The sequence below is a fragment of the Priestia sp. YIM B13486 genome, assembly GCF_042787865.1.
Lineage (GTDB): Bacteria > Bacillota > Bacilli > Bacillales > Bacillaceae_H > Priestia > Priestia megaterium.
Map to the genome: position 1 here is coordinate 112,052 of NZ_JBHZOZ010000004.1, position 13,704 is coordinate 125,755.

The following is a 13,704-nucleotide window of genomic DNA, read 5'->3' on the forward strand; positions in this document are numbered from 1 at the left end:
ATACTGTTTTCATTTTTCTGAATAAATAGTATAATTTCTTCTTATAGTTCGCAGGAGGTATCGTACAGATGAAAACAATAGAGAAAATCAGTACATTTGCAGGAAAAACATTTACGCTTTGGGTTATTCTAATTTCCGTTATTGCCTACTCATTCCCAGAGCATTTTGTATGGATTGGAAAGTACATCGTTCCGCTCTTAGGAATTGTCATGTTTGGAATGGGATTAACGCTGTCAGCGTCTGATTTCAGTGAAGTGTTTCGAAGACCGAAAGAAGTAGCACTAGGCGTGGTGGGACATTTTATCATTATGCCGCTTCTCGCATTCGGTTTGGCGATTGGTTTAGATTTACCAAAAGAAATAGCAGTGGGCGTTATTTTAGTAGGCTGCTGTCCAAGCGGCACATCATCAAACGTAATGGTCTTTTTGGCTCGAGGAAACGTTGCGCTCGCAGTTGCTATCGCTTCTGTTTCAACCATTTTAGCACCGATTGTTACACCGCTTCTCATTTTATTATTTGCAAGCAAGTGGGTCGATATTGATATCATGTCTCTTATTATTTCCATTATACAAGTTGTCATCATTCCGCTTGCTCTTGGATTTACAATCAAAAAGTTTTTTGGAAAAGCTGCAGAAGCAAGTTCCAAAGCTCTTCCCCTTGTTTCAGTAGTCGCGATTGTCTTGATTGTATCTGCCGTTGTGGCAGGAAGCCAAGCCCAGCTTGCTAAAACAGGCGGTATCATTTTTACCGTAGTTGTTCTTCACAATATTCTTGGTTTCACAATCGGCTTCTTCTTTGCCCGCTTATGCGGAATGGATCTAGCCAAACAAAAAGCAGTGGCAATGGAAGTTGGCATGCAAAACTCAGGACTCGGCGTCACCATTGCTTCCACTCACTTTTCGCCGCTAGCCGCTGTCCCAAGCGCCATCTTCAGCGTCTGGCACAACATCTCAGGCTCAGTTCTTGCCTTTATCTTTAGCAAACTAAAAGACAAAAACCAGCCCTCTTCTAACAAAAAAATGGCTGGATAATACAATAAAATTATAAGGGAAGTACAAAAAGCTACCTTAACTCTTCCCAAAAAGTTTTTACCTAGGCGAATGCCACCAACGCCGAAAGCGGGGTGGCATTCACTTAGGTATAGAAAAAGAGACATGGCGCTTTTGCCATGTCTCTTTTTTCTAAAACTATTAGCCTCTTCCTGCTTGGAAAGAAGGGTATTTCGTCATACCACCATCAGCAAATAATGTAATACCTGTTACATAGCTTGCTTGTGATGATGCTAAGAATGCTGCAACTGCTGCTACTTCTTCTGGTTTACCGATGTAACCCATTGGAATCATGCTTTCTACGTCTGCACGTTGTTCTGGATCTGCAAATTTCTCTGCGTTAATTGGTGTGTTCATCGCACCTGGTCCAATGTTATTTACGCGGATACCTTTTGGCGCATATTCAAGAGCCAATGTTTCCGTCATTAGTTTCATACCGCCTTTACTTGCTGCATAGTGAACAAATAATGGCCAAGGAATCATTTCGTGAACGCTAGACATGTTGATAACATTTCCTTTAATGTCGTTTTCAACGAAATATTTAATTGCTTCACGGCTTCCTAAGAATGCACCTGTTAAGTTTGTATCAATAACTTTGTTCCAGTTATCTAGAGATAGCTCATGAGAAGGAACTGGGTTTTCAACACCAGCATTATTAATCATAACGTCTAATGTACCAAATTCTTTAATAGCTGTTTGAACAAGATTTATAACGTCTTCTTCTTTTGTTACGTCGCCTTGAACGATGATTGCTTGTCCGCCTGCTTCTTCTACTTCTTTTTTCGCGTCTAAAGCTTCTTCTTCATTGTTGTAATAGTTAATAACAACTTTTGCTTCTTCTTGACCGAAACGAACAGCCATTGCGCGTCCTAAACCTGTTGATCCACCTGTAATTACAACTACTTTATCTTTTAAATCTGTATACATAATAAAATCCTCCTAGTGTTTTCATTTATTCATACATACTATCATTAACTTTTACGTAAACGTTAACTTTTAGCCATTCCGAGGAATACGCCACCTAAAATGATGAGCACAATACCAATCGTAATTGAAATAAGCTGACGCTTTGTTTTCTTTTCTCCAAGTAAGAAGATACCGCCAAGCGTTGAAATAACAATTCCCATTTGTGATAATGAGAAGCTTGTTGCAACCCCTACTTTAGGTTGAGAAATAAATAAGAACATGTTACCAGCTGCCCAAATCAGCCCTGGAATAATGTTGCGAATTGCGTATTTATTAAACGGTTTGTGTTTATAAGTAAGTATAAGTCCACCAATTAACATACCAATAGCTTGTGGGAATAGCGCCGACCATCCGTCTACATTAAATAAACGAGCGACAACTACATACACTAAGTATCCAATTGTTGAAATAATAAGGGTAATAATCCCTTTTTTGAATTGTCCAGATTGCTCTGGGTTTTTTTCGCTTTCTAGTGATGTTAGCACGATACCAATAACAATGAAAATAAGAGCTAACACGCCTAAAATAACGGTTGTTGTTGTTGACCACTCGTGAAATACGATAACACCAAACAATGATGTCGTCACAAGCTGCATACCAGTTGAAATTGGCATGGTTTTTGAAACACCAATATAATCAATCGTTTTCAACTGATTACTTTGCCCAACTGCCCAAAATAATCCTGAAACGATTCCGACAATAAAAATAAGCGGCGTCAATACGGGATGAACTACGAAGTAAATAACGGCTGAAAAGATCAGCGCACCAATTGTAGTCCCAAGCGTTTGACTGTAAGGACCTCCGCCCAATTTAACGTTGAACAGGACAATACTTCCCCAGAAAATCGCAGGAAGAATAGCCAAAAGGATATCCATTTGATACTAACCTTCTTTCTCAAACTCTTGATGTAATTGTAAATTTAAAGTACCTTTTATTTAACTAGGTAACTTTATGTAACCAATCTTAGACCTTTTTTCTTGATACGTCAACAATAATATGTCGATTTTGTGACTTTTTTTGAATACTTTACAATACAGCGTTTCCAAGCTACTGAAAGTTTTGAAAATAAAAAAAGATAGCCTTTTCATTATCCAAATGTTAGTATATAATAACATTACAGTGGTTACTTTTAATATCCTATATACAATAAAGCAGGTGACATCAATGAATGATTTTGATGATTTATGTCCAAAAGTGTGGAAAACATTCGATATAATAGGAAAAAGATGGAATGGATTAATTATTTATGTCCTTATGAGCGGACCTAAACGCTTTAGTGAAATTCACAGCAGCATTCCTTCTTTAAGTAAACGAATGTTAACCGAACGAATGAAAGAGCTGGAAGAAGAAGGAATTGTGATCCGGCACGTTATTCCTGAACGTCCCGTTCGCATTGAATATATCTTAACTAAAAAAGGATCAGAGCTTGGTATGATCTTAGGGCCCGTCAGTAAGTGGGCAAAAACATGGATAAAATAAAAAAGCCTCCAGTGAGGCTTTTTTTACGTTTGATAGAGGATATAATTATTTTTCCCTTCTCTTTTTCCTTTGTATAACGCATCATCTGCATTTTTTAATAATAAAGCAGCCGATTCCCCGTCCTCTGGATAAATAGACACTCCGATGGTAGTTGTGGTGCGTAAACAATAGCCCCGTACATTCCAACTTTGCTGAAGAGATACATGAATCCGCCCAGCAATTTGTTCAATTTCCCGTCCATTTGTTACGTTTAAAATAATGATAAACTCGTCTCCGCCCAAACGATAAATGCGATCGCCTTTCCGTACACAGCTTTTTAATCTCTTCGTGTATGCTTTTAGAAATTCGTCGCCTATATGATGGCCATATTCATCGTTAATCTGCTTAAAATTATCACAGTCGAGAAACAAAAGCGCAAAAAACTCATCGCTTTTCCGCTGCCCGTTTTCAATTACTTTGTTTAACTCTTTTAATAACATCGCCCGGTTGGGAAGACCTGTTAAACTATCGTGAGTGGCTTCAAAATGAAGTTTATTTTCTAGCGCTTTTTGTTCAGTAATATCATTGTGAATGGATACATAATGAGTAATATTTCCGTCTATATCTTTTAACGGCACAATTGTTTTCGATACCCAGTATGACTGATGATGCTTCGTCTCCATTTCAAGCTGCCCTCGCCATACTTTTCCGTTTTTTATTGTTTCAAGCAGCTCATGGTGGTCATGATGAAGCTCTGCATCTCGATAATACTTCCCTACTAAATCTTCTTTTTCATAACCTGAATACTGTACATACATATCATTTACATAGGTAATAATTCCACTTGCATTTATAATCATAACGCTAGCTGATTCATCAAGCGCATATTTTATATTTTCAAGCTCTTTCAGCGTATAAGCCAGCTGTTCTTCTGCTTCTTTTTGAGGCGTAATATCGTGTAAGATTGCATAAGCCCCCACCGTTTGATTATTTACTTTAACAGGAATGGTGGTAATAAACACGTGCTGTGCGGAATGTTGACTTCTGCGGAATGTTAGTTCTGTACTATAGCTAATTTCTTCATATACATTCCAAGACTTGTAATTACAGGCTCCCAGTCTTTTAGCAATATCTCGGTAATTTTGATGCAGCACATCGCTTGCAGAAAGCTGCAGCGTTTCCAAGAATGCGCTGTTTATATTTAAAATCGTGCCGTTCAAATTCAGCATACAAACCGCGTGGTGGTGGTTTGTAAATAGCGATTTATACCACTGTTTGCTTTTTATGAGCTCCAATTCTAATCTTTTAATAGCTGTGATATCTCGGTAAATCACCGAATAGGCGACCAGTTGATTTTGATCATCATAAATCGGTGAACAGCTGACAGAGACACACACGCTTTCGCCGCTTTTTGTGTACCTGACTGTTTCATAAGGAGGCAGCGTCTTGCCATTTTTTAATTCTGCTATTAATTTAAGGTTTTCTTTTTCCTCTTTCTTTGACACGATGTTCATCTCTTGACGGCTTTTTCCTATAACTTCTTCTTTTCTCCACTGAAATAGCTTTTCAAATGCACCATTGACTGTTAAGACCTTCTCATCACAATCAGCAATTAAAATGGCGTCTACCGTATTTTCTAAAAACGCATCGAGTAAGCGCGTGCTCTCTTCCTGCGTTTTTTTATAATGAATTTCTTGAGCCATGACAAGGACATGTGAAGGGGTTGTCGCTTGATTAAAAAGAGGGGTAAATGTTACTTCATATGCATGCCGGTCGGGCTGAAAAAGCTGTATGTATTGATATTGAATCGGTTCTTTCGTGGCAATAGCTTTTTCACAAAGTGTGTAAAAAAGCAGATTTTCTTCTTTATTGATTATCTTGTCTTCCATTTTGTCAAAGAATTGCTGAGCTGCTTTGTTACATTCTTTATAATATAGCTGATGTTTTTCTTGCTGAATTAAAATAACAGGCTGCGGCATATTCATAAAATAAAATTGGAATACCCCTTCACTATACATACTAAATATCCTCCATCTGCCTTTGGAATTTCACTAAACGTCTTGTTTTGATATGCAATTCACTCATTCTACCAAGCCAACACATCTTCTTTATCCCTTAAAATATTTTAACAATCGCACAAAATCACATAATTTTATAAAAATTCAAGACATCTGCGTTGCATATAAGTCTAATTACCCGTTCTCATATTACGATAAATTATCTATTTAGTGAAGTGTATGGTTTAAGAGTTCAGCAGCCTTTCTCGTCTGAATAAACTGCGGTACTTATTATAAGTTAAGTAGGAAGAGATCGACTGCGGCGTGCCCAGTAAATAGCCCTGAGCAGCATGTAGGTTTAACGAAATCGCTGCGGCTAAATCTTTATCTCGTTCAACGCCTTCTAAAATGAGATTCGTATGCGGATAATAGTTAACAAGCAAATCAATCAGATCTTTCTTTTGCTTGCAGTCAGCTAGCCCTTCAGCATAGCTTCGATCCAGCTTCATATAGTGAGGTTCGTACATGCTCACTTGTCTCATCGCTGCAGCCCCTGCTCCAAAATCATCAATCGCAATTTTGAAACCGGCCTCTTTCAAACTCATTACTCGGGCAAAAAGGGCAGGCGATTCCCATAAAATCTTTTCATGAAGCGTTTCATTTAACTCCCATACAATGCGATGCTTGGCGTTTTTATAGGTGTTCAACAGATACGTTAAAAACAGTTGAAAATGGGGATGGAGAAGAGTAGATGGAAACACATTGATAAATACATCCTCTGATTTCAACACATCAAACGGAAAGTGCTTGATCGCTCCTTCAATTGCCATCGTATCAAGCTTGTACAAATAATTATGGCGTCTTGCCAGTGAAAACAACTCTTCAATCTGCCCTTTTGCGAAAGCCGTGCGCAGCAAAGCCTCAAAACCAAGCGTCTCCCACGAATTCAACGCATAAATAGGCTGATATACAAACTGAAAGTCTTCATACGTCAGTTCCTTTAAAACATGAGCATCCATTCTTTCGTTTAATCACCTTTCATTTTCAATATACTATTTCTTCCATAACCTAAACTTATAAAAATATATCCTAAAAACAGATAATTGTCCATTAAAAGTAAGATATTCCATTAGACGATTTAGGGGTTTTGAGACTTGCGGGGGGGGCTTATGATAGCAACAAAGAAGTGTTTTAGAGACTTTTATGCTTTTGATAGACAGGCTGTAAAGGATGTTTCAAAAAAGAGCGGACTCAATCTCATCTAAAACAAACAAATTGGATAAAGGAGCTGGACTGCTTGTTACACCGCGGTTGATTTCCGTGCATGGCTTCGCTTTCCGCGGGCGGCCGCTGAGCCTCCTCGTCGCTTACGCTCCTGCGGGGTCTCACCTGTTCCACTTTTCCCGCAGGAGTCTTCGCCTTGCCCTCCAATCAACCCCTAGAAGCACCTAATATGTGAAATTTACGTTTACCATATACTTAGCACAATAACCTCTTATCATTAGTTTGTAATCATAGACAAATTGCTCGTACTGATAAATAGACGCTCGTTGGAAAATTAACGATAATAGCCCCTATAAAGCATTACAAAAAAAACATTATACCTACAGCTAATATACTAACAGCTAAAGCAAATCTTATAACTTTCTTCATTTAACTCGCTATCTCTTCTTCTCTATAAATCCCCTACTATTTCCCCTCGTTAAAATGAATATTTTTTAGCATTTTCAAAAACCATTTCTTTCTATCCATTTGATTTGTTTCTGTATTTTCTCCTACACTATCGTATATTAATTTGATTACCTTATCAGAGTTTTTATCTGCTACATATGCGACATAAAGGTTGGGTGGATTTCCTTTACTGTCATGTACTATATGTTGGTTAGTACCACGAAAATATGTATAGGCAGAATCATAATAAATTCTTGTATTAGAGGTTTCTAACTGTTTAGGTTTTTTACTGCCTAATTGTTCTTTAAATAAACTCTCTACATAAATTAATTCTGATTTTGTGTTGTTCTCCGAAAATTTAACATTGATAGCGTACGTTTGTTGATCATTTTCGTAGGGTTTAATATAAGCAGCTGACCAATTTTCATATGATTCGCCATTTCTAGTGTAATCCTCGCGGTATTTATGTAGAACTTGATACTCCTCTGGAAACCACATCGTATACTGTCCTGTCTTTGACTTAAACTCATAAAAACCATCAGCTGCTTTTTTATCTTTGTTTAAGAACTTGCGCGTAAAGTGATCATCAAAAGCTGGAACGTTAGGATAACGGCTTTCGTTTATGCCCCATATGCCGCCTATTAAAATTGCGGCTCCTACAATGACTAGAATAATAGTCTTCGTATGTTTTTTCATCCTCTTACATCTCCGTTGTTTGGCTTATTAAAATGGATGCTTTTACAAAGTTTTATAAACCACTCTTCTGTTATAGGCTCAGAGTTATCTGAACGCTCACCAATACTATCAAAAGATAGCTGAATAACTTTTTTAGAGTTTTTATCAGCTACATATGCTACATATGTATTAGGAGCATGCTTACTTTTATCATCTATAACGTATTTATCTGTCCCTCTAAAATAGATATAAGCTGATTGATAGTAGATTCGAACTTCATCTGTTTCTAGCTTTTCCGGTTTACTGACATTGAAGCGTCTCTTTAATAAACTTGATACGCTAAATTCTTCGTTTTCTTGTTTTCTAGCTTCTGAAAATGTAGCTTGTATATTGTTTATTTGGTTTTCACCTTCATACTTTTTAATAGACGAAGCCCTCCATCTTTCATAGAAATTACCGTCTCTTACATACTGTTGATTATTTTCATGCAACAGCTGGTCCTCCTCTGGAAACCACATCGTATACTGCCCTGTCTTGGACTTAAACTCATAAAACCCATCGTCCACTTTTTTATCTTTGTTCAAGAACTTACGTGTAAAGTGATCATCAAAAGCTGGGACATTTGGATAGCGGCTTTCGTTTATCATCCATATTCCACCTATTAAAATAGCTGCCCCTGTAATGATTGCGGGAAGGGTCTTCGTACGTTTTTTCATGGTCATACACTCCCTTTATTATTCTTTTGAAATAAACGGGACTTAATGTAAATTGTTCAACATATAAAAATCCCTCAGACCACTGTCTGAGGAATAGCAGTATCCCTTATGTTAATTCACTTTCATCCATTGATTCTTTATATCGAATTTCGTACTCTCTCTTATGCATATCTTTAACAGAATGCATAAAACTCATAATATGCTGAAATGCTCCAGTATCATACTGCTGAGCCCTTAGCGTATATCCCCGCTCAGCTGCTTCTAATTTACTTTTAACAGCATCAGCAAACTCACCCGTTTGGTTTTCTAAATAGCTTTTAGCATGCCAAAGCTTTTCATTCACTTCTTGATCCTTCTTAATTAACTCTTTAATCCTTTTTGCCTGCTCGTCCTTAAAGTCATCACTATCAAATTGGAACGTATATTTACCGCTCGTTGTTCCTGTGTGTGTAAAATCAAAATCAAACAATTAAATCCCCCCTACTACTTCTTTCATGCTTTTAATATCTGAAGCTACCGATTCGTCTGCTTCCATCATCTTCTCGAAATTTTGGAAGAACGCTTCAAGAAACTTTTGATAGTATGTAACTTCCTCTTGAATAGAAGAAATAATCTCTTCAACAGGGGTAAATACACTATCGTCTAGCGAATCAAACGTTTTGTCAAACGTCACTTTTTCAGCCACACGCTTTTGTCCAAACCAAGCGAGAGTAGCTTCGTCTTTATCTGCCTTTTCCATAAATGACTGGGGAGAAGCTTCTTCTCTGGATATTTTCATTTTTAATTTTTTCTTCTTAGCTTCGAAGACTTCGTTAATTTCACTATGTAAATACTGCTTTAGTGCATTTAAGTTTGCCTCTTTGTCTTTAATGGCATTAGCACAGTAATAAACAAACTTCTTCATTTGTTCATAATCTAGCAAGATTTCTTCCTGAGATCCTGAATCAAAAACCTGATAATACGTCTTCATAGCATTAGCTTCTGTGTATTTGACAACATAATTAATTCCGTGGAGTTTTGCTTGATCTCTTTGAGATATTCCTTTATAAACCTGTGAGAACCCCCCGGGACTAGTTAGTAAATTAACTCCACCTGCTGCACCTAGAGCAACTCCAGCTTTTATCTCACCTAAATGGAGAAAAGGATACTTTTTTATATGCTCAAGGTATTGCTCACTCTTATTAGGAAGGTCGAGTAACGTTTCCTGTTTTACATGATCATTTGCAAAGCCTAAGCCACCTAGTATCGTTTTCACTCCAAGATTATAGCGAAATTGGTCTATCATATACACTGGGTTCCATTTTGCTTCTTTCTGAAAAGGATATTTTCCAATGTTAATCATTTCTTCTGTATCTAAATCTCCAAGCATGGTTACTTTATTGCCTGCATACCAGCTGCCAGGAAACGATTGTGCATGCATTGGTTCACCTTTCACCCAAGTATGGCTGATAGCAGCTTTTTGTCTCTCATAGTAGATGTTGGCTAGTTCTGTTAGCCTTTTAGCAGATATTTTATTTTCTCTGCCTACTTGATGCTCCACGTACCTTGCAAAGGTCTGATCAAGCTCCACTAGTTGCTTTACATTAACAGGTGCATCATTTAGGCCCCTTACACCTGTAAAATTCTTCGTTATCAAGCTCAATGTTACTATAAGGTGGCCTCCCAAAGAATGCCCATCGCCATATCTTTTTACTTTCACATTAGAGCCTTTTAAATTTGCCTCTACTTTTTTATACATCTTTACTGCATCGTTAATCTGTGCATTATTTTTTCCAGCCCCAACACCTAAAGCATCATAAACAACATCTCCAAAGTCCTTAGACGGCTCAGTGCCTCTAAAAATATAATAGACTTCGTTAATATTTCTTTGTTTATCATAAAAATGAATAGCAGCTCCGTCAAATCCAGACTTTTTTCCAATCCCCATCTCTGAGCTACTATAAATTTCAAAATTAGGAATTTCTCTCCCTGTATGTTTTTTGTATATCTCTTTAATTTCTTTTTCTTTATTAGATAAGTTTTTATATTCAAGTTGAGTTATTTTATTTCTTAAACTATCATCTAAAATGCATTTATCATTCATGCTTCTTTCCCTCTTTAAAATGAATACTATTCAGTACTTTTACAAACCAATCTTTTTTGTCAGATTCCCTACCAACTTGATTATTTAGACTGTCATCGAACCATAATTCTATTACTTTACTAGAATTCTTATCTGCTACGTATGCTATATATGTATTGGGAGCATGTTTATTTTTATCATAGATAACATGTTCTTCTGTTCCCTTAAAATAAAGATATCCTGTATCAAAGTATATACGTGTATTAGCTGTTTCCCACTTTTGAGGATTATTTACTCCAAACTCATCTTTAAATAAACTCTCCACGTAAATAGATTCATCATCAGGATTGCTCTCTGATAACTTTACTTGTAAATAGTTCAACTGATTTTCTTCTTTATTCTTAACTGATGAAGCTTTCCATCTTTCATAAAAATCTCCATCCCTTACATACTGTTGCTCATTTTCATGTAACAACTGATACTCCTCCGGAAACCACATCGTATACTGTCCTGTCTTCGACTTAAATTCATAAAATCCATCGTCCACTTTTTTATCTTTGTTTAAGAATTCACGCGTAAAGTGATCATCAAAAGCAGGGACGTTTGGGTATCGGCTTTCGTTTATCATCCATATTCCTCCTATTAAAATAGCAGCTCCTGCAATGACTGCAATAATGGTCTTCGTACGTTTTTTCATTGTCGCACACCCTTTTAGTTATGTTATAACCTATGTTTTATACATGTTCGATACTATCATACTTATAATGGGAGAGTCATAAGCAGAACGAATCAAAGAACCATAATTAGGAAGTGGTTATTTTTCACTATTACTTACCCTTTCTTTCAAATAAATAATCGTTTCTTGCTTTATTAATGATTTCTCTCAATAAAGAAAACCCCACTTTCAAAAAAGTGAGGTTGATTACATAATATAGGCCATTTACTGAACGCTTCGCTCTTCTTGTGCCAGCACATCAATTTCAGCATCAATCTTTACGCTGTGGGTTTTTCCATCAAGGCCAAGAATCACAATTTCGTATTGCTTGTTAGCAAGAACAACGGATTCAATAATGCCTTTATGCTGTCTTAACGCGTATGCTTTTGCACGGCTTTTAGTTAAAGGAATCGTTTTTTCTTTCAAAATACTGCCGGTTTGGGCGTTAATTTTTACTTTATGCTCTTCTCCGTTTAACGTAAGGATGTCTACTATATAGATAGGAAGAGTGAGTATTTTACTCAGCGATATGGATTTGACAATGCCTTTATATTCTTTTAATGCGAGAAGCTTTGCTTGTTCTTTCAACAAAAGAGATCGTTTTTCAGAAATCATTTGACGCCATCCTTTCTAGTTTATAAAACGGACTGCTGTTTCAATTTCTTAACGTACCATATCCTATGTATACGTCTACTAACTAGTATAGCGGGCTTGTCTTAAATTTCTCTTAATATTACATGAAAGATAGCTGAAGAAAGCTGTTATTCACTGAAAAAACTAGACCTGATTAGATCTAGCTTCTTATTGGTGAATGTGAATTCTACATCTTTTTCGTTTCGACTCGTTCTACGGCTCTCATTTGTTTGATTGATGGGGATTTGTGTACGCACATGCCTAAATGAACTTTTTGAAGCAAATAGGGATCAATGTAAAAACCATTTTGAAAGATGTTTTCTTTTTCCTGTTCGTCATGAAATTTGGAGCATCTTACACAGTAATACATATCATAACCTCCTTGCGGACTATTTTATAAACGGGGATAGTTTTGAATGGTATATTTACCTACATCCTATGGAAAAGAACAAAAGTCGTGCTTGTTTAGGGAAAATGTCCGGAAAGGAGAAGGCTTGTCCATGGGCTAAACCGCTGGCTTTTCAAAATGATTATTTAGAACATAAATCAGTTTAATCGTAATAAAAAAGCCTCTTTCAAAAAGAAAAGAGGCTTTTTTTATTACTTTGTTACGTTTGCGCTGTTTTGATGCCAGTTCCAAGCTGATGCGATAATTTTTTCTAATGAAATTTGCGCTTTCCAGCCTAATTCTTCGTGAATTTTATCAGAAGATGCAACTAGGCGTGCCGGATCTCCAGCGCGGCGGTCTGCCATTACAACATTCGCTTTTTTACCCGTTACTTTTTCACACGTTTCGATCACTTCTTTTACAGAGTAACCAAGGCCGTTTCCAAGATTGTACGTTGCTGTTTTCTTCGTGCCGTCTAACAGTGCTTGAAGCGCTGAAATGTGAGCATTTGCTAGGTCCGTTACGTGAATGTAGTCACGGATGCACGTTCCGTCTTCAGTATCGTAGTCTGAGCCGAATACAGAGATGTTTTCACGTTCACCAAGCAGGTGCTGAAGAATGATTGGAATTAAGTGCGTTTCAGGATCATGGCACTCGCCAATTTCCGCTGTTTCGTAAGCACCCGCTGCGTTGAAGTAACGAAGCACCACATATTCCATATCGTAAGCACTTGCAAAGTCAGCTAAAATCTGTTCAATCATTAACTTTGAACGTCCGTACGGATTAATTGGGTTTGTTGCCGTATCTTCTGTAATAATATCTACAGAAGGGATCCCATATGTAGCAGCAGTAGATGAAAAAATAAACTTTTTCACATTGTGCTTCATCATCGTTTGTAAAAGGGTTAACGTCGCAGCTACGTTGTTTTGATAATATTTAAGAGGATCTGTTACTGACTCCCCTACTAAACTATTAGCAGCAAAATGCATGACAGCATCAATTTTATGATTTGTGAATACGCTTTCTAAATCTTTCTCATTACCTAGATTTCCTTCTACGAATACCGCTTTCTCATCGGTTGCCCAGCGATGACCCGTTGATAGATTATCAAGTACCACAACTTCATTTGTTTTCACTAATTCTTTTACTAGGTGGCTTCCGATATAGCCTGCTCCTCCGATGACTAAAATCATACTGTCAGTCAGCTCCTTTTTATTAAGTGTCGCTACAGATATCGTACCCGTTTCTTTTCCATTTGTAAATATTTCATTTTTCAGTATATGATACCGCAGCTGTTTCTTTTAATTAGTATATCTACTAATTGTGAACTGAGTGTGAAGATATTCGTTTCTGCTCAAAAACCCGTGCGTGTAG

The 13,704-nt window shown here is 37.0% G+C and carries 15 protein-coding genes; 2 read left to right on the forward strand and 13 right to left on the reverse strand.

Going from position 1 to position 13,704, the window contains the following annotated elements:
- Positions 1 to 68: 68 nt before the first annotated feature.
- The gene (locus ACFX4G_RS12580) at positions 69 to 1,031 is read left to right on the forward strand and encodes a bile acid:sodium symporter family protein (RefSeq protein ID WP_377575108.1); all 963 of its coding nucleotides are present in this window, start codon (positions 69 to 71) and stop codon (positions 1,029 to 1,031) included.
- Between the two features lie 159 nt (positions 1,032 to 1,190).
- Here ACFX4G_RS12580 and gdh read toward each other — a convergent pair whose 3' ends face one another.
- The gene (gdh, locus tag ACFX4G_RS12585) at positions 1,191 to 1,976 is read right to left on the reverse strand and encodes a glucose 1-dehydrogenase (protein WP_097824161.1); all 786 of its coding nucleotides are present in this window, start codon (positions 1,974 to 1,976) and stop codon (positions 1,191 to 1,193) included.
- Positions 1,977 to 2,038: 62 nt separating this feature from the next.
- The gene (locus ACFX4G_RS12590) at positions 2,039 to 2,890 is read right to left on the reverse strand and encodes a GRP family sugar transporter (protein WP_014461263.1); all 852 of its coding nucleotides are present in this window, start codon (positions 2,888 to 2,890) and stop codon (positions 2,039 to 2,041) included.
- Positions 2,891 to 3,179: 289 nt separating this feature from the next.
- On the opposite strand from ACFX4G_RS12590, the gene ACFX4G_RS12595 reads away from it, so the two are divergent.
- Positions 3,180 to 3,494, forward strand: coding sequence for a winged helix-turn-helix transcriptional regulator (locus tag ACFX4G_RS12595; RefSeq protein ID WP_057239017.1), 315 nt, complete (start codon positions 3,180 to 3,182; stop codon positions 3,492 to 3,494).
- A gap of 23 nt (positions 3,495 to 3,517) precedes the next feature.
- Here ACFX4G_RS12595 and ACFX4G_RS12600 read toward each other — a convergent pair whose 3' ends face one another.
- The 11 genes from ACFX4G_RS12600 to galE all read right to left on the reverse strand — a co-directional run bounded on the left by ACFX4G_RS12600 (position 3,518) and on the right by galE (position 13,523).
- The gene (locus tag ACFX4G_RS12600) at positions 3,518 to 5,491 is read right to left on the reverse strand and encodes a sensor domain-containing diguanylate cyclase (protein ID WP_097824162.1); all 1,974 of its coding nucleotides are present in this window, start codon (positions 5,489 to 5,491) and stop codon (positions 3,518 to 3,520) included.
- 224 nt (positions 5,492 to 5,715) lie between these two features.
- The gene (locus ACFX4G_RS12605) at positions 5,716 to 6,489 is read right to left on the reverse strand and encodes an EAL domain-containing protein (protein ID WP_165575489.1); all 774 of its coding nucleotides are present in this window, start codon (positions 6,487 to 6,489) and stop codon (positions 5,716 to 5,718) included.
- 281 nt (positions 6,490 to 6,770) lie between these two features.
- Positions 6,771 to 6,905, reverse strand: a complete 135-nt coding sequence (locus ACFX4G_RS12610) for a hypothetical protein (RefSeq protein ID WP_255255738.1) — start codon at positions 6,903 to 6,905, stop codon at positions 6,771 to 6,773.
- 254 nt (positions 6,906 to 7,159) lie between these two features.
- Positions 7,160 to 7,837 carry a hypothetical protein gene (locus ACFX4G_RS12615; RefSeq protein ID WP_377575113.1) on the reverse strand — a complete coding sequence of 226 codons (678 nt, stop codon included), beginning with the start codon at positions 7,835 to 7,837 and terminating at the stop codon, positions 7,160 to 7,162.
- Positions 7,834 to 8,532, reverse strand: a complete 699-nt coding sequence (locus tag ACFX4G_RS12620) for a hypothetical protein (RefSeq protein WP_013055752.1) — start codon at positions 8,530 to 8,532, stop codon at positions 7,834 to 7,836. Before ACFX4G_RS12620 ends, ACFX4G_RS12615 begins: the two co-directional genes overlap by 4 nt.
- Positions 8,533 to 8,638: 106 nt before the next feature.
- Complete coding sequence (locus tag ACFX4G_RS12625) at positions 8,639 to 9,001, reverse strand: hypothetical protein (protein WP_055989245.1); 363 nt, start codon at positions 8,999 to 9,001, stop codon at positions 8,639 to 8,641.
- Entirely contained in the window at positions 9,002 to 10,615 is a 1,614-nt protein-coding gene (locus tag ACFX4G_RS12630; RefSeq protein ID WP_013055750.1) for a DUF6792 domain-containing protein, read from the reverse strand.
- Positions 10,608 to 11,291, reverse strand: coding sequence for a hypothetical protein (locus tag ACFX4G_RS12635; protein ID WP_013055749.1), 684 nt, complete (start codon positions 11,289 to 11,291; stop codon positions 10,608 to 10,610). The genes ACFX4G_RS12630 and ACFX4G_RS12635 overlap by 8 nt, the downstream gene beginning before the upstream one ends.
- A 243-nt stretch (positions 11,292 to 11,534) precedes the next feature.
- Positions 11,535 to 11,924, reverse strand: a complete 390-nt coding sequence (locus ACFX4G_RS12640; protein ID WP_176584945.1) for a PepSY domain-containing protein — start codon at positions 11,922 to 11,924, stop codon at positions 11,535 to 11,537.
- Between the two features lie 205 nt (positions 11,925 to 12,129).
- Entirely contained in the window at positions 12,130 to 12,312 is a 183-nt protein-coding gene (locus ACFX4G_RS12645; RefSeq protein ID WP_377575116.1) for a DUF3973 domain-containing protein, read from the reverse strand.
- 230 nt (positions 12,313 to 12,542) lie between these two features.
- Entirely contained in the window at positions 12,543 to 13,523 is a 981-nt protein-coding gene (galE, locus tag ACFX4G_RS12650) for a UDP-glucose 4-epimerase GalE (protein ID WP_377575119.1), read from the reverse strand.
- Positions 13,524 to 13,704: the final 181 nt, after the last annotated feature.